At 73.2% G+C, this 16,014-nt stretch carries 14 protein-coding genes; 9 read left to right on the top strand and 5 right to left on the bottom strand.

The features are described from left to right. The coding region (locus ABD875_RS07165; protein WP_345172743.1) for an FAD-binding protein at positions 1-1,459 on the bottom strand (1,459 nt) is incomplete at its 3' end. Between the two features lie 45 nt (positions 1,460-1,504). On the opposite strand from ABD875_RS07165, the gene ABD875_RS07160 reads away from it, so the two are divergent. Together ABD875_RS07160 and ABD875_RS07155 are read left to right on the top strand one after the other, a co-directional pair. Further along, entirely contained in the window at positions 1,505-2,428 is a 924-nt protein-coding gene (locus ABD875_RS07160) for a redoxin domain-containing protein (RefSeq protein ID WP_345172741.1), read from the top strand. Positions 2,429-2,485: 57 nt separating this feature from the next. Beyond that, positions 2,486-3,976 carry a potassium/proton antiporter gene (locus tag ABD875_RS07155; protein WP_345172739.1) on the top strand — a complete coding sequence of 497 codons (1,491 nt, stop codon included), beginning with the start codon at positions 2,486-2,488 and terminating at the stop codon, positions 3,974-3,976. Here the strand turns inward: ABD875_RS07155 and ABD875_RS07150 are convergent. From ABD875_RS07150 to ABD875_RS07140, 3 genes are all read right to left on the bottom strand, one after another. Beyond that, positions 3,973-4,473, bottom strand: coding sequence for a LytR C-terminal domain-containing protein (locus ABD875_RS07150; protein ID WP_345172737.1), 501 nt, complete (start codon positions 4,471-4,473; stop codon positions 3,973-3,975). The genes ABD875_RS07155 and ABD875_RS07150 overlap by 4 nt on opposite strands. Continuing rightward, on the bottom strand, positions 4,474-4,770 hold the full coding sequence (locus ABD875_RS07145; protein ID WP_345172735.1) for a type II toxin-antitoxin system VapB family antitoxin: 297 nt from the start codon (positions 4,768-4,770) through the stop codon (positions 4,474-4,476). Between the two features lie 88 nt (positions 4,771-4,858). After that, the gene (locus ABD875_RS07140) at positions 4,859-5,017 is read right to left on the bottom strand and encodes a hypothetical protein (protein ID WP_345172732.1); all 159 of its coding nucleotides are present in this window, start codon (positions 5,015-5,017) and stop codon (positions 4,859-4,861) included. 131 nt (positions 5,018-5,148) lie between these two features. On the opposite strand from ABD875_RS07140, the gene ABD875_RS07135 reads away from it, so the two are divergent. Further along, positions 5,149-5,598 carry a nuclear transport factor 2 family protein gene (locus ABD875_RS07135; RefSeq protein ID WP_345172730.1) on the top strand — a complete coding sequence of 150 codons (450 nt, stop codon included), beginning with the start codon at positions 5,149-5,151 and terminating at the stop codon, positions 5,596-5,598. Positions 5,599-5,601: 3 nt separating this feature from the next. Here ABD875_RS07135 and eccCa read toward each other — a convergent pair whose 3' ends face one another. Next, entirely contained in the window at positions 5,602-9,576 is a 3,975-nt protein-coding gene (gene eccCa, locus ABD875_RS07130; protein ID WP_345172728.1) for a type VII secretion protein EccCa, read from the bottom strand. A gap of 61 nt (positions 9,577-9,637) precedes the next feature. Between eccCa and ABD875_RS07125 the strand changes: the two genes are divergently transcribed. From ABD875_RS07125 to ABD875_RS07100, 6 genes are all read left to right on the top strand, one after another. Beyond that, a complete protein-coding gene (locus ABD875_RS07125; RefSeq protein ID WP_345172726.1) occupies positions 9,638-10,975 on the top strand; it encodes a hypothetical protein in 1,338 nt (445 codons plus the stop codon). Between the two features lie 128 nt (positions 10,976-11,103). Beyond that, on the top strand, positions 11,104-11,424 hold the full coding sequence (locus ABD875_RS07120; protein ID WP_345172724.1) for a WXG100 family type VII secretion target: 321 nt from the start codon (positions 11,104-11,106) through the stop codon (positions 11,422-11,424). Between the two features lie 14 nt (positions 11,425-11,438). Beyond that, positions 11,439-11,735, top strand: a complete 297-nt coding sequence (locus ABD875_RS07115; protein WP_345173279.1) for a WXG100 family type VII secretion target — start codon at positions 11,439-11,441, stop codon at positions 11,733-11,735. Between the two features lie 78 nt (positions 11,736-11,813). Next, positions 11,814-13,166 carry a type VII secretion integral membrane protein EccD gene (eccD, locus tag ABD875_RS07110; protein WP_345172722.1) on the top strand — a complete coding sequence of 451 codons (1,353 nt, stop codon included), beginning with the start codon at positions 11,814-11,816 and terminating at the stop codon, positions 13,164-13,166. Between the two features lie 7 nt (positions 13,167-13,173). Beyond that, complete coding sequence (locus ABD875_RS07105; RefSeq protein WP_345172720.1) at positions 13,174-14,601, top strand: type VII secretion protein EccB; 1,428 nt, start codon at positions 13,174-13,176, stop codon at positions 14,599-14,601. Continuing rightward, the gene (locus tag ABD875_RS07100; protein WP_345172718.1) at positions 14,589-15,806 is read left to right on the top strand and encodes a S8 family serine peptidase; all 1,218 of its coding nucleotides are present in this window, start codon (positions 14,589-14,591) and stop codon (positions 15,804-15,806) included. Before ABD875_RS07105 ends, ABD875_RS07100 begins: the two co-directional genes overlap by 13 nt. Positions 15,807-16,014: the final 208 nt, after the last annotated feature.

Raw genomic sequence — 16,014 nt, 5'->3', positions numbered from 1 at the left:
CCGACGCAGCGTGCCTCCCCGCCCGCCGCCCGAAGAACGACCCCTCGCCCAGCTGCGTGCCGGAGCAGTAGCCCTTGCCGTCCTGGGCGATGTTGGAGGCGCACGCACCGGCGGCGTAGAGGCCCGGGACGATCGTGCCGTCCGAGCGCTGGGCCTGGCCGTCGACGGTGACGCGGATGCCGCCGAGGGTGAAGCCGGCGTACATCGCCTTGCCGAGCCGCAGGTCGAACGCCGCCCACGGGCCGGTGTCCTGGGGCTCCAGCCACTCCGCGCCCTTGTGGAAGTCGAGGTCCTCGCCTGCGGCGGCCATCTTGTTGTAGCGCTCGAGCGTCGCGGCCACCGACCCGGCGGGCAGCGACAGTGCGGTCTCCAGCTCCTCGATCGTGTCGTAGGCGTCGATGAGCGGCACCAGCATCGAGTAGCTGGCGAGCTCGCCGTGCTCGCTGTCGACGATGAGGTACGCCGCGGAGTCCGGCTGCTCCATCACGAACTGCGAGGTGCGCGAGTGGTAGCAGTCCTCGGACACGAACCGTTCGCCGCGGTTGTTGACGATGAACCCGGTCATCAGCTTCGACGGCGGGTAGAACGGCGCCGTGATGAACGGCTCCTCCATGTGCTTGAGCTCGGCACCCACCGACGCGCCCAGGCGGATGCCGAGCCCGTCGTCGTACGTCGACCCGAGCGTGAACAGCTTGGAGCCGAGCGCCGGGGTGTAGGTCTCGACCATCTCCGGGTTCATCACGAAGCCGCCCGCCGCGAGCACCACCGCCGGTGCCGCGACCACACCGGTCTCGTCGAACGAGCGCCACGCCACGCCGACCACCGCGCCGTCGCCCGTGCCGTCGTCGACGACGAGGTTGGTCGCCCCGGTCTCGTAGCGCACCTCGACCCCGGCCTCCGCCAGGCGCTCCTTGATCAGGTCCAGCACGATCCGGGTTCCCTCGGTGTCGCCGGGGACCGGCACCTTGTGGCCGCGCGGCGCCGGGACGGCCTGCTCCTTGAACGGCCACACCTTCTCGTTGCCGGTGAACATCAGCCCCTCGGTGCCGGGCTGGATCACCGCCTTGCCCGGGAAGAACGAGCGCTCGAACTCGAAGCCCAGCGCCTCCAGCCACTCGAAGTGCTCCACGGAGCCGTCGCAGTACGCGCGGATCTTGTCGTGCTCGGGGTCCTTGGACACCGAGACGAGGTACTTGTACATCTCGTCGGCGCTGTCCTCCCACCCGGTCGCCTGCTGCACCGCGGTGCCGCCGCCGAGGTAGAAGTGCCCGCCCGACATCGACGAGGTCCCGCCGTGCACGGCCGCCCGCTCCAGCAGCAGCACCCGCGCGCCCGCGCGCGCGGCCTCGAGCGCCGCGCACCCGCCGGCGATCCCGAAGCCGACGACCACGACGTCGTACGACGGCGCCCCGTCGAGGACCGAGGCGGGCAGGGTGTCAGGGATGGCGGTGCCGCTCATGCGCCCAATCTAGAACATGTTCCAGTTTCGTGCGATGCTGACGCCGTGGTGATCCTGATCGACGTGGACGGCCGCGCGCACGAGGTCGCGGAGAAGGACGTCGGCCTCTGCTGGGGTGACATGTGCATCCCGCAGGCGACGATGGCTGACCTCGACGCCTGGGCCGAGCGGGCCGGGTACGTCCTCGCCCGTGACGGCGACGTCGTCGCGCTGGCGCCGTCCGCGGCGACGCACCACCGGGAGACCGCCGACGGGCGCGCGCCCGCCCTGACCCTGAACGACGTCGACGGCAACCCGGTCTCCTTCGACGACTTCTCCGGCCACAAGCGGGTGCTCGTCACCTGGGCGTCGTGGTGCGGCTGCCGCCACGAGCTCGGTGGCTGGCAGCGCCTGCAGGACGAGCTGGCCGACACCGGGCTCAAGCTGTTCTCGGTCGCGCTCGACAGCGACCCGGAGGAGAGCCGGCCATGGATCGAGGCCGCGAGCCCGACGTACCCGGTCGCCGTCGACACCGCGCACGTGACCGCGGAGAAGTACGGGATCACCAACGTCCCGTCGGTGGTCTGGATCGACGAGGACGACCGGATCGTGAAGCAGCCGACGATCGCGCCGGGCGACGACCAGTTCGTCGACTTCACCAAGATCAAGGCCGACCAGCACCACGACCTGCTCCGCGCGTGGGCGCGCGACGGCGTGCTGCCCGAGAGCCCGGAGCCGCCGGAGCGCACCGACGAGGAGCAGCTCGCGCTGGCCCACCGACGGATCGCCGCGCACCACCAGCGCCACGGTGATGTGGACCGCGCCAAGCGCCAGCTCGCGATCGCCCAGGACCTCTCGCCGTGGGACTGGACCGTGCGCCGCGGCGGCATCGCGATGACCGGCGGCGACCCGTTCCTGGGCGAGGAGTTCACGTCGTTCTGGGAGGAGTGGGACGCCTCCGGGCGTCCCGGATACACCCCGACCGGCTAGGTCCGCGGCACCGATAGACTGCGGCCCCGCCGCCCCGACCGCAGCCGAGGTGACCCCGTGACGTTCGACGTCCACGAGCTCGACATGTTCGTGCTCGTGGGGTCCGCCGTGACGCTGCTGGCCATCCTGGCCGTCCGCGTCTCCGCCGGCGCGGGCCTGCCCAGCCTCCTGGTCTACCTCCTGATGGGCGTGGCGCTGGGCGAGCAGGGCCTCGGCATCGAGTTCGAGAACGCCGAGGTCGCGCACGCGCTCGGCTTCATCGCGCTCGCGGTGATCCTCGCCGAGGGTGGTCTCACCACCTCCTGGCGCGAGATCCGGCCGGTGATGCGGCTCGGCCTCTCGCTGGCCACGATCGGCGTGGCGATCTCGGTGACGGTCGTGGCGGTCGCCTCGCACTACCTGCTCGGCCTGTCCTGGGAGCTCGCGGTGCTGCTCGGCGCCGTGACGTCGCCGACCGACGCGGCCGCGGTCTTCTCGGTGCTGCGCCGGGTGCCGCTGCCGCGCCGCCTGACCGGTGCCCTGGAGGCGGAGTCCGGGCTGAACGACGCCCCGACCGTGGTGCTGGTGACCCTGATCTCCAGCGGCGCGGTCGACGACCACGGCCTGCTGGCGATGGGCGGGATCATCGCCTACGAGCTGGTGATCGGCGTCGTGATCGGGCTCGCGGCCGGCTTCGGCGGCGCCTGGGTCATGCGCCGCGCGGCGCTGCCGTCGTCCGGCCTCTACCCGCTCTCGGTGATGACGCTGACGTTCCTCGCGTACGGCGGCGCCGCGGCGGTCCACGGGTCCGGCTTCGCGGCGGTGTACGTCGCGGCGCTGGTGCTCGGCAATGCCGAGCTGCCGCACCGGGTGGCCACCCGGTCGTTCGCCGAGGGGGTGGCCTGGCTCGCCCAGATCGGGCTGTTCGTGATGCTCGGCCTGCTGCTCTCGCCGGGTCGGATCACGCTCGAGACCGTCGGGCTCGCGATCGGCGCCGGCCTGGTGCTCACCTTCCTGGCGCGCCCGGTCTCGGTGCTGATCAGCGCGGTCGCGCAACCGATGCCGCGGCGCGAGCTGGCGTTCGTCTCGTGGGCGGGGCTGCGCGGCGCGGTCCCGATCGTGCTCACCACGATCCCGCTCGCCGAGGGTGTCGAGGACGCCGCGGAGCTGTTCGACATGGTGTTCGTGATGGTGATCATCTACACGTTGCTCACGGGCCCGACCCTCCCCGGGGTGGCCAAGCTCCTCAAGGTCGCGCGCCGCTCGGAGCCGCGCGGGCTGGAGATGGAGGCCGCGCCGCTGGAGAAGGTCGCGGCCGACTTGCTGCAGGTGACGATCAGCCCGGTGTCGCAGATGCACGGCGTCGAGGTGGGCGAGCTCCGGCTCCCGCGTGGCGCCTCGGTGTCGATGGTGGTCCGCGACGGCGAGACCCTGGTGCCGGAGCGGCGTACCGTCCTGCGCCACGGCGACGACCTGATCGTGGTCACGCCGCGCCGGATGCGGGAGCGGACCGAGGAGCGGCTGCGCCAGGTCAGCCAGCACGGGCGCCTCGCCCAGTGGCTGGGCTAGCCGATCGGCGGGCTGCAGATCTCGGTGTCGGACTCCGCGACGACCGCCTTGCGGCCCTTCACCAGGGTGTCGAAGTCGTCGCCGACCACGACCGCGACGCCGACCCCGGGCGGCTGGCGGCGCTGGATCTCGACGTCGTCGCCGAGGCGGCTGGCGACGAGCGCGACCGCGGGGCTCTCCGGGTCGAGCGTCCAGATCTGGACGACGTCGACCTGCCCGCTCACGTTGCCGCTGCTGCCCTCGGCGAAGCCCTCGTCGGTGAGCAGCTGCATGGTCCGTCCGGCCAGGCCGTCGCGGTCACTGGCGTTGTAGACGCTGACCGTGACGTCCTGCGGGAACACCCGCTCGCCCTCGGCGACGTCGGTGCTCACGCAGATCGGGGTGTCGACCTTCGCCGGCAGTGGCTTCGTCGCGGCCGTCCAGCCCCACGCCGCGGCGACGGCCAGCACCAGGCCGAGCACGGAGAGGGTGATCGCCGTCCGCGCCCCGCGGGTCATTCAGACCCCCATCGAGTGGACCCGGGCGTGCAGCACGTTGCGCTGCTGGAGCGCGGCGCGCAGGGCGCGGTGCAGGCCGTCCTCGAGGTAGTACTCGCCCTCCCACTCGACCACGTGGGCGAACAGGTCGCCGTAGAACGTCGAGTCCTCGTCGAGCAGCGCGGCGAGCTGGAGGGTGTCCTTGGTCGTCACCAGCTGGTCGAGGCGCACCTGCCGGGGCGGCACCGCGGCCCACGCGCGCGAGGACAGCCCGTGGTCCGGGTACGGCCTCCCGTCGCCGACGCGCTTGAAGATCACGCCGCGACTATAACGACGGCCCCAGCGCGCGGGGGTCACCCGCAAAGGGCGGGTAGCCGACCCGGTCCGATCCCGCGGCCATGCCCGGCTAGGCCGACCAGCGGACCGCCTCGTCGAAGTAGTCGGCGAGCGCGTGCACGCCGCGCAGGTCGCTGCGCTCCTCCATCAGGCTGGTGAGCGCCTGGGCGTGCCGCAACCGGAGGTTGATGCGCCGCTCGCGGAGCTGGTCGGTCGTCTGCTGGTCCATGTCGGCCCCCTTCGTCTGGCTTTTGCACTGATCGTGCCGAAGTCAGGTCGCCGGGACGTTGACGCGACGTTACGAGTAGGTCAACGAGCTTTCCGTGACGCGGAGGCAAAACTAGAATACGTTCTAGTTTTGTGGACGATGTCACCCAGATCAGCCAGCTCAAGTACCGCTACCTGCGCACCCTGGACACCAAGCAGTGGGACCAGTTCGCCGCGTGCTTCCTCCCGGACGCGACCGGCGACTACAACGGCCTGATGTTCGACGACCGGGCCGCGCTGGTCGCGTACATGCAGGAGAACCTCCCCGAGGGCTTCCTCACCATGCACCAGGTCCACCACCCCGAGATCGAGGTGGACGGCGACACCGCGACCGGTCGCTGGTACCTGCAGGACAAGGTGATCGTGCCGGCGTTCCAGTTCATGCTCGAGGGCGCGGCGTTCTACGAGGACCGCTACGCGCGCACGCCCGACGGCTGGCGGGTCGCGCACACCGGCTACCGGCGCACGTTCGAGATCACCTACGACCTCAAGGACCTGCCCGGCACCAAGGTCAACGGTCCCGGCGAGCACACCCACAAGTAGGGCTCACGCGCTCGGCTCCCTCCAGGCCATCTGCACGACCTCGACGCCGCGGTCGCGGGTGACCAGGCGGCCCCGCCCGGGCGCGGCCGGCTGTGGCTTGACGTTGCCGATCAGCGGACCCTCGTCCGGGCTGCCCGACAGCAACAGGCCCGGCATCGCGAGGTCGCGCAGCGACTGGATGATCGGCTCGTAGAGCGCCCGCGACGCGCCACCCGACCGGCGCGCGACCACGAGGTGCAGGCCGACGTCGCGGGCCTGGGCGAGCAGCGGCTGCAGCGCCTGCAGGGGCGAGCTCTGCTGCGTCGCGACCAGGTCGTAGTCGTCGACGAGGACGAACACCTCCGCCCCGCTCCACCACGACCGGCTGCGCAGCTGCTCCGGTGTGACGTCCGGGCCGGGGATCCGCGACTCGAGGTACGACGCCAGGTCGCGGATCGCCGACTGCGCCTGCGGCGCGGAGGTCAGGTAGTGGAGGAGGTAGTCCTCCGGGACCTCGCCGAGCAGCGAGCGCCGGTAGTCAACGACGACCAGCTGCGCCTGGTCCGGCGTCCGGGTGCGCATCACCTCGTCGGCGTACGCCCGCAGCACGCTGCTCTTGCCGGACTGGCCGTCGCCGAGCACCAGCAGGTGCGGCTCCAGGTCCGCGTCGATGCCGACCGGTCCGAGGTCGAGCTCGCGGATGCCGAGGAGCAGCCGCCGGTCGTCCGGCGCGAGGGTGCGGACCTCGGCGAGGTCGATGCGCTCCGGGAGCAGCCGGAGCTTGGGGCCGGACGGGCCGGTCCAGGCGGCGGCGACGCGCTTCACCAGGTCGTCCACGCCCTCGCCGAGGCTCTCGACGTCCGCCGAGCCGTCGATGCGGGGCAGCGCGGCCAGGAAGTGCAGCTTGCTCTGCACCAGGCCGCGGCCGGGACGCCCGGCCGGCACCAGCGCGGAGATCTTGCGGTCGATCTCGGAGTCCATCGGGTCGCCGAGCCGCAGCTCGAGGCGGGTGCCGAACTGGTCGCGCATCGCGGCGCGGAAGTCCGCCCACCGAGCGGCGCCCGCCACGACGTGCAGCCCGAACGTCAGGCCCCGGGTCGCGAGCTGCTGGATCTCCAGCTCGAGGTCGTCGAAGTCCGCGCGCAGCGTGCTCCAGCCGTCGACGACGAGGAACACGTCGCCGTACCCGTCGTCGACGCGGCCCGCCGCCCGCCGCGAGCGGTAGGTCTCGATGGAGTCGATGCCGTTGGCGCGGAAGTACTCCTCGCGGCGGTCCACGACGCCGCGCACCTCGGCCACGATGCGCCGGACCACGTCGGGCTCGCTGCGGGTGCCGACGCCGGCGACGTGCGGCAGGTCGACGTACGGCGAGAACGTGCCGCCGCCGAAGTCGAGCACGAAGAACTGCGACTCCAGCGGCGTCGTGGTCAGCGACAGGCTGGCGACGACCGTGCGCAGCAGCGTGCTCTTGCCGCTGCGCGGGCCGCCGACGACCGCGGCGTGGCCGCCCGAGCCGCCGAGGTCGACGGTGAGGGTGTCGCGGCGCTGCTCGCGCGGCCGGTCGACGATGCCGAGCGGCACCACCAGCCCGCCGAGCGCGCGCCACTGCGGGGAGACCAGGCCGAGGCGCGGGTCCTCCTCGAGGTCGCCGAGCAGCAGGTCGAGCGAGTCGGGCCGCTCGAGCGGCGGCAGCCACACCTGGTGTGCGGCGGGGCCGTGCCCGGTCATGTGGCGTACGGCGATGCTGAGCAGCGACTCCTGGTCCCCGGGCTCGACCGCGACGGGCTCCGGCTCGGGCTCCGGCTCGGGCACGTCGAGCTTGAGCACCTCGGAGATCGTGAACGGCAAGATGCCCTGGATGTGGCCGCCCTCGTCGCGGCGTACCCGCGTGCGACCCGATGGCGGGCCGGACACGTAGGCCGCCTTGAACCGCAGCATCGTCGACGGGTCGGGCTTGAGGTAGCCGAGGCCGGGATCGGCGGGCAGCTCGTAGGCGTCGGGCACGCCCAGCACCGAGCGCGACTCGGCGGCGCTGAACGTGCGGAGGCCGACGCGGTAGGAGAGGTGCGACTCGAGCCCGCGCAGCCGGCCCTCCTCCAGGCGCTGCGAGGCGAGCAGCAGGTGCAGGCCGAGCGAGCGGCCCAGGCGCCCGATCGCGACGAACAGGTCGATGAACTCCGGCTTGGCCGACAGCATCTCGGAGAACTCGTCGACCACGAGGAACAGCGACGGCATCGGGGCGAGGTCCTCGCCGGCGAGCCGGGCCTTCTCGTAGTCGCGGATCGAGGCGAAGTTGCCCGCTTCGCGCAGCAGCTCCTGGCGGCGCACCATCTCGCCGGACAGCGCGTCCTGCATGCGGTCGACGAGGGTCAGCTCCTGGGCGAGGTTCGTGATCACCGCGGACACGTGCGGCAGCTCGGACATCCCGGCGAACGTCGCGCCGCCCTTGAAGTCGACGAGCACCATGTTCAGCTGCTCGGGGGAGTGGGTCAGCGCGAGCCCCAGCACCAGCGTGCGCAGGAACTCCGACTTGCCGGAGCCGGTCGCACCGATCACCAGGCCGTGCGGGCCCATGCCCTGCTGGGCGGACTCCTTGATGTCGAGGTGGACGACGGTGCCGCCGTCCCCGACGCCGATCGGCACCCGGAGCCGGTCGCGGGCCGGGCGCGGCCGCCAGGCGGCCGCGGGGTCGAACGTCCGGACGTCACCGAGCGCCAGCAGCTCCATGAAGTCGGCCGGCCCGGTCAGCTCGCCGGTGCTCGTGTCGACGGTGCCGGCCGCGATGGCGTGCAGCGGGGTCAGCCGGCGGGCGAGCGCCTCGGCGGTCGCGGTGCTGCACTGGTCGGCGCGGGCCTTGATCGGCTCCTCGCGCAGCCGCAGCGCGTGCACCGGGTAGCGGCCGTCGGCCGCGGCCTCGCCCGCGAGCTGGATCCGCAGCCGGGTGGAGTCCTCGAGCTCCTCCCACCGTGCCGGCAGGTCGAGGAGCGTGACGCCGTGGACCCCGTCGGGAGGTACGACGTGGTTGCCGGGCGGCAGCTCGCCGCCGTCGATCACGAGCAGCAGGTGCGGGGTCGCGGGCCGCTCGTCGGCGCCGAACCGCGGCCGCTCCGGGAGGTCGGGTGGCAGCAGCGGGGCCAGGTCGGCCAGGGACGTCGCGACCATCCGCATCGGCCCGACGGCGTCGGACTGCTGCGCGCTCTGGTTGTGCGGCAGCCACTTCACCCAGTCCCAGTGTGCGAGGTGCCGCTCGGACGTGAGCACGGCGATCACCAGCTGGTCGGGGGAGTGGAACGTCGCCGCGGAGCAGATCAGCGACCGCGCCAGGGACCGGGCCGGCTCCTCGGGGCCGCACACCTCGACCCGGTCGAAGGCGCGCAGGTCGATGGACGCCGGCAGGTCCGGCTGGATCCGATGCACGACGAGCAGCCGGTGCAGCGCCGACGCAGCGGCCGGGTCGACCTGGTCGATCGGGGTGCTCTCGGGTGGGACCAGCTCGAGGGCCAGGGGCTGGGCGCAGACGCCGTACCGCACGTGGAGGAAGCCGGGGTCGGACGAGCTGCGCTCCCAGACACGGGATCGCTCGTCGGCGAGCGCGGGCAGCGCGGCCGGCTCGGGGTGCTGCCAGGTGAGCGCGCGCCGTTGCTGGTCGCCGGCGTCCCGGGCGACCTTGCGGACGGTCGCGAGGTAGCGGAGGTACTCGGTCCGCGAGCCGGTCACCTGCTGGGCGCGCTGCTTGCGCTGCCGGTCGATCTGCACGATCACGAAGCCGAGCGTCGCGAACAGGAACATGCCCGCGGCGATGAAGGCGCGGCCGCCGGTCGAGCGACCCATGGTCGCCACCAGCACGATCGAGCCCAGGCTGCCGAGCATGGGGATCGCGTTCATGAGCACGCCGCTCGCGCCCTCGTTGGGCTCGATCTGGGGAGGCGGCTGGAGGTCGATCCGCCCGGTCGGCATCTCCGGCGCGTCGAGCCGGGTGCCGCGCAGCGTCGTAGTCACGGGCCTTCCCTACCCCTGACGAGCGGGGTTGACGCCTGGGAAATCCGGGGATGGTGGGCGCGTGGACATCCTCGCCCTCTCCGTCCACGGCCCGGCGGGCGTCCTCGACCTGGCCGTGCCGGCCAGCGCCGACGCCTCCGACGTCGCCGAGGCGTACGCGCGCCGAGCCGGGCTGGCCTCGGTGCCCGAGCTGCGCACCCGTACGGGCACCCCGATCCCGGGTGACACCGAGCTGACCCGCGCCGGTGTCGGCGCCGGCGACCTGCTGGTCGCCACCACCGGTGTCACGCCGGCGATGACCTCCCGCCCGACACCGCGCCGGGAGGCACGCCGTGCGCCCGGACCCCTCACGGCGCTGTGGTTCTGCGTCGCGGCGGCGGCCGCCGGCCTCGCCGGCTGGTGCGCCCGGACCGAGCCCGAGCCGACCGTCTGGGTGCTTCTCCTCGCGACCGTCGTCGGGGTCGTGCCGACCGGCCGGTTCGCGGCGTACCGCGTGGTCGCGGCCCCGGCCTTCGCCGCCGCGGCCGCGTTCGCCGTCGTGTGGGACCCGAACCCGGTCCGGCTGCCGATGGTCGTCGGCGTCACCGGCCTGGCCGCCGCGCTGGCCGCGGCCGTCGGGCGCGCGCTGGCACCCAAGGCCGAGGAGGCGCTGCGCGTCTGGATCATCGTCGGCGCCGGGGTCTTCGCGCTCACCGGGCTCTGCGCCCTGGCGGGCGCGCCGCCCCGGATGGCGTGGGCGCTGCTGCTCCTCGGCGCGCTGCTCGCCGCGCGGTTCGTCCCCGGCCTGGCGATCGACGTGCCGGACCAGTACCTCATCGACCTCGAACGCCTCGCCGTCACGGCGTGGTCGGCGCGCGAGCAGCCGACCGGCAAGCGCGGCCGCTCGGTCGTCCCCCTCGACGCCGTGGGTGTGGTCGCGGCGCGCGGGACCCGCCTGGTCACCGCGTCCGCGGCCGCGATCCTCGTCGTCGCGGTGGTCAGCGCGCCGCTGCTGCTGGCCACCGCCACGCTGCCGATCGACCGGATCGGCGCCCGCCTCCTGGTGGGCTTCGCCGGCGCGGGGCTGGTGCTCGCGGCCCGCAGCCATCGGCACGCCGCCGCGCGCGCCCTGCTGCGTACGGCGGGCCTGGGCTGCTGGGTCGCGCTGCTCGTGGTGCTGCTCGGGGACCTACCCGCCGGCAGCGCCCGCTGGGTCGTCCTCGGCGCGGTCGCGCTGGCGGTCGTGCTCGTGGTCGTGGCCGTCGCGGTGGGGCGCGGCTGGCGCTCGGCCTGGTGGTCGCGGCGGGCCGAGGTGGCCGAGGGGCTCAGCGTCGCGATCGCCGTCGCGTCCGTCGTGGTCTCCGTCGGCTGGTTCCGCCAGCTCTGGGAACTGGCGAGCCTGTGGGAAATGAGTTCTTGAGGTTTATCGCCCAATCGCCCGGGTAATCGACGGACTGTCCGGCTCGGGCCGACACCGAACCGGTTTCGCCATACATACATCGAGATTCTCGAGCGGCGGTAGGCCGCCACGGGGGAAGGGTTGGCGACATGTCGCAGGGCGCACCGGAGATGGGACAGGGTGAGGGCACACTCACCCGGGCGGCAGGCCTCGTGGCCGATGCCAAGGCAGATTTCGACAGCTTGAGCAACGCGCTCTCGGGCCAGATCCAGGGGCTCCAGGGCCGCTGGGCCGGTGCCGGCGGGGCGGCGTTCTTCTCGCTGCACCAGGCGTGGACCGACAAGCAGAAGGTCATCACGAACGCCCTCAACGAGTTCGAGGCCTCGCTGACGTCGACCGAGCGCGACAACGTCAGCACGGACCAGAGCCAGTCCTCGAACTTCAACAACTACGCATCCCGCCTGGGCTGAGGAAGGTGACTGAGATGTCTCTCGACGGACTTCGTGTCAATCACGCCGGTCTCGACACCGCGGCCGACGACCTGGCTCGTGCGGTCAAGCAGATCGACGACCGTCTCAACCGGCTCGAGTCGGAGCTCGCGCCACTGCGCAGCGACTGGACCGGTAACGCCCAGCAGGCCTACGTGGTCGCCAAGACCAAGTGGGACACGGCGATGCAGGAGATGAAGACGCTGCTGGCCGACACCAGCGCCGCCGTCGTGCACTCGAACGCCGAGTACCGCGCCGCAGACGCGCGCGGTGCTGCGTCGTTCGAGATCTGACGACCACACCAGACACGAGGGGGCTGGCGCACCGGGCGCCGGCCCCTTCGCGACGACTGATGCAGTGACGGAGGGGACATGAGCCAGGCGACCGTAGGCGCTTCCGGGCTGGTGCGGGTGACCGTGGCGTCCGGCAGCCGCCGCGTCGACCTGGTCCTCCCCGGCACCGTCCCCGTCGCCGAGCTGGTGCCGGAGCTGGCCCGCAGCGTCGGGCTGCTCGACCCGGCCACCGTGTACGGCGGCTACCGGCTGGTCACCGCCGACGGGCGCCACCTCGAGCCGGACGCCGGCCTGATCCTCCAGGGGATCGAGGACGGTGGCGTCATCACCGTCGCGGCCGGCGTCGACGACCGGCCCCCGCGCGTCTACGACGACGTGGTCGAGGCGATGACCGACGTCGTCGAGCACGACCTCAAGCCGTGGGACCCGACCTCCGGGAGGGTGACCGCCCTCGCCGCCGCCGGGATGCTCATGGCCCTCGGTGCGATCGCGCTGCTCATCCAGCGCGGCTCGGTGCTCGCCGGCGTCGCCGCCGTCGTCGTCAGCGTCGCGCTGGTGACCGGCGCGATCGTGCTCTCCCGCGCCCAGCGCGAGCCGCAGGCGGCCGTGGCCGTCGCCTGGACCGGATCGCTGTACGCCGCGGTCGCGGGCCTGATGCTCGTCACCGAGGACCCGTTCTTCGGCCTGCCGGTCGCCGCCGCCGGGGCCGGCGCTGCCGCCGCCGGGCTGGTCTGCCTCGTCGGCATCGGCGAGGGCCGGGCGCTGGTGATCCCGCCCGTGGTGGTCGGCGCGATCTTCCTCGCCACCGGCCTGGTCATGCAGGCCGCCGAGTTCGACCCCGCGGTCGTGCTCACCGTCGTGCTCGTGCTCGTCGTGATGGCGGGCAGCGTGTTCCCGTGGCTGGCGCTCGGCGTCACCGGGACCGCCGTCGACCAGCTCTACACGACCGCCGACATCACCGCCGAGCCCCGCGAGATCGACCCGACGCGGGTCGGCGCCGATGCCCGCGTGGCCCACCAGATCCTCGTCGCCGTCACCGCGACCGTCGGCCTGCTGCTGGTGCTGCTCGCCCCGCTCGCGGTCTCGCTCGGCGTGGCCGGCGCCCTGCTCGCGGTGCTGTGCTGCCTGGTCGTCATGCTGCGCACGCGGCAGTACCGCACCGGCACCGAGGTGCTCGTCGGCCTGGTCTCCGGGATCCTCGGCCTGGCCTCGGTCGCGGTCTCGACGCTGCTGATCCACCCGGACTGGCGGCCGACGGTCGCGGTCGTGCTCGCCGCCGCCGGAGCCGTCCTGCTGGCCGTGACCCTGCTGCCCGCGACGCCCTCGGTACGCCGCGGCCGCCTCGGCGACGTCGCCGAGAGCGCCGCGCTGCTCGCGCTGCTGCCGCTGCTCGTCGTCGCGGTCGGCCTGTTCTCCGCCATCCGCAGCTGAGCGCGCCATGGCCACCAAGAAGGACCTCGTCGAGGCGTACTCGTTCAGCCGGCGCCGGCTGGTCACCGCGTTCGTGTCCGGCGCCCCGGGCGGGCGCGAGGTCGAGCCGACGCGCCCCGGCCGCACGATCGTCGGCGGCCTGGCCCTCGCCGTGCTCCTCGTCGCCGGCGCAGCCATCGCGGGCGTCTTCGCGCCGCGCACCCCGGACGACTGGACCGAGCACGGCCTGATCGTCTCCAAGGACACCGGGCAGGCCTACGTCATCGTGCCCGACGACGAGTCCAGCGAGGTCGAGCTGCGACCGGTCATCAACATCACCTCGGCGACGCTGATCCTCGGGCCCGACGTCGAGCCGATGCTCATCTCGCAGGACACCATCGACGACGAGGCGATCGGCGAGGACATCGGCATCCTCGGTGCGCCCGCGAGCGTGCCCGACTCCGACCTCCTCATCGACGACGGCTGGACCGCCTGCACCGCGGCCGGGAGCGGCATCCGCACCCGCGTCGCGGACGACCCCTCGGTCCTTCCGGCGTCCGGCCAGCAGGTGCTGGTGAAGAGTGACGGGGAGTACTGGCTGATCGCCCAGCCCACCGACACGGCCGCCGGCCTCAGCGGCGCCTACGCCTACCGCGTCGAGCGGCAGCAGGGAGGCCGCGACGAGACCGACCCGATGCTGCTCGACCTCGGTGCCGGCACGCTGGGCTCCGCCGTGCCGGTGCCGCGCGAGTGGCTCGACCTGTTCCCGCGCGGGGCCGACCTCGACTACTCCAGCGTGCAGCTCGAGGGTCTGGGCGAGGAGCTCACCTACGCCGACGAGTCGATCCCGGAGGACGCCCGGGTGGGCGACCTGCTCGACACCGACGGTGGCACCGTGCTGCTGCTGAAGGACGGACCGACGCTGCTCGACCCCTTCGCGGCCGCCGTGTACGAGCACCTGGAGACGCCCACCGGCTTCCACGAGCCGTTGCCCGCTCCGGACTACCCCGGCCGCACGTTCGAGGACCCGCCGCTCGCCGACGCCCACTGGCCCCGCGAGCTCCTGACGCCGCTCGACGGTCCCGCCGAGCCGTGCGCGCAGCTCGTGACCGAGCCCGGCGCCGCCCCGCTGGCGCAGCTCACCCAGGCGCCCGGCGAGGACGCCAGCGCCGTCGGCGTCGGAGCGGACACCAAGGTCGCGGTCGTCGATCCCGGACGCGGCGCGTACGTCCTCTCCGGAGGCTGGACCGGCGGCGACGCGGGAGCGCCGTACGTCATCGACGGCAAGGGCCGCGCCAACCCGCTCGGCGGCACGGGTGCTGCCGAGCAGCTCGGGTACGACTCCTATCCGGTCGTCGTGGTGCCGGACAGCTGGATCGGGCTGTTCGACGACGGCGTCGAGCTCTCGAAGGACGCCGCGCTGTGCCCTCCGGGGAGCACCTCGTGCGCCTCCTGATCGCGGCGGCCCTGGTGTCGTCCGCGCTGGCGCTGCCCTCGCCCGCGGCCGCCGAGACCACCGGCTCGGCCTGCACCGACGTAGGCCCCGGGCAGACCGTCGAGCCGGTGTCCGGGCCCAGCGAGCCACTCGCCGAGCTGGGGATCGCCGACGTCCAGGCCCGCGTGCCCGCGCTGGGCGCGGGCTACAACGTCGCGGTGGTCGACTCGGGCGTGCACGACGGCCCGCGGCTCGACGTCCTGGCCGCTCGCTCGTTCACCGGCACCGAGGAGCTGCTGGACGGGCACGGCACCGCCGTCGCCGGCGTGATCGCCGGCCAGCCGCGCGGCGAGGACCTGCCCGTCGGCATCGCACCGCGCGCGAAGATCATCGACGCCCGCGTGTACGACGAGGCCGACGGTGGTCTCGACGTGGGGACGGTCGCGGCCGGGCTGAACTGGGTGGCCGACAACGCGAGGCGCTACGACATCGCGGTCGCGAACGTGTCGCTGGCGTTCGACCGCGAGGTCCCCGCGATCGAACGAGCCGTGCAGCGGCTGTGGCGCCGCGACGTGGTCGTGGTCGCCTCGTCCGGCAACCGACCCGACGAGGAGGGTGAGCCGGGCGACCCGGACCTCGTGGCACCGATGAGGTCCGGCGAGGACGCGGCCGGGCTGTTCCGCCCGGCGGCGTACCCGCACGTGCTCGCGGTCAACGCCGCGGCCCCGGCGGGGGTGGACCCGACCGAGTTCGTCGTCCAGAACTCCGACACCGACCTCGCCGCGCCGACCGTGGGGATGGTGTCGCTCGCGGTCACCGGCGACTACTGCGTGATCAACGAGGTCGCCACCTCCTGGTCGGCGGCGGTGGTCAGCGGCCTGGTGTCGCTGCTGCGCTCGGCGTACCCGCGCGACACCCCGGCCCAGACCGTCGCCCGGCTCCTGGAGACCGCGAACGGCACCGAGGGAACCCGCACCCGGCTGACCGGCTACGGCGTCGTCCAGCCGCTCGAGGCGCTCACCCGCCCGCTCAACCCCGCCCGGTCCGGCGAGCTGGAGCGGACCGTGGTCGTCGCCCGCGACACCGACCCCGCCACCGCACCGGAGCCCCCCGACGACCTGCTCGCCCAGACCCGCGACGACGCGGTGTGGTGGGGCCTGATCGGCGGCGGCGTCCTCGTGGTCGCGCTGCTGCTCCGCCCGGTGCTGGCCCGCCGCTCACGTTGAATCGTGACTTCCGGTCGGTTGAGTCGGGAGTTCCGGTCGGTTGAGTCGGGAGTTCCGGTCGGTTGAGTCGGGAGTTCCGGTCGGTTGAGTCGGGAGTTCCGGTCGGTTGAGTCGGGAGTTCCGGTCGCCCCTGAAACCACGAATGAGCCGTCCTGACGTTCCCGGACACCTGTTCTGAGGGGGAGACTCCTCGGAGAGAGGAGTCCGT

Source organism: Nocardioides caricicola, from assembly GCF_039541135.1.
GTDB classification, from domain to species: domain Bacteria; phylum Actinomycetota; class Actinomycetes; order Propionibacteriales; family Nocardioidaceae; genus Nocardioides; species Nocardioides caricicola.
This window is presented reverse-complemented; position numbering and strand designations above follow the sequence as displayed.

Coding starts and splice junctions, on each gene's coding strand:
- ABD875_RS07120 (WP_345172724.1), top strand. CDS start 11,104: ATGTCGCAGGGCGCACCGGAGATGGGACAGGGTGAGGGCACACTCACC.
- eccD (WP_345172722.1), top strand. CDS start 11,814: ATGAGCCAGGCGACCGTAGGCGCTTCCGGGCTGGTGCGGGTGACCGTG.
- ABD875_RS07150 (WP_345172737.1), bottom strand. CDS start 4,473: ATGACCCGCGGGGCGCGGACGGCGATCACCCTCTCCGTGCTCGGCCTG.
- ABD875_RS07105 (WP_345172720.1), top strand. CDS start 13,174: ATGGCCACCAAGAAGGACCTCGTCGAGGCGTACTCGTTCAGCCGGCGC.
- ABD875_RS07140 (WP_345172732.1), bottom strand. CDS start 5,017: ATGGACCAGCAGACGACCGACCAGCTCCGCGAGCGGCGCATCAACCTC.
- ABD875_RS07115 (WP_345173279.1), top strand. CDS start 11,439: ATGTCTCTCGACGGACTTCGTGTCAATCACGCCGGTCTCGACACCGCG.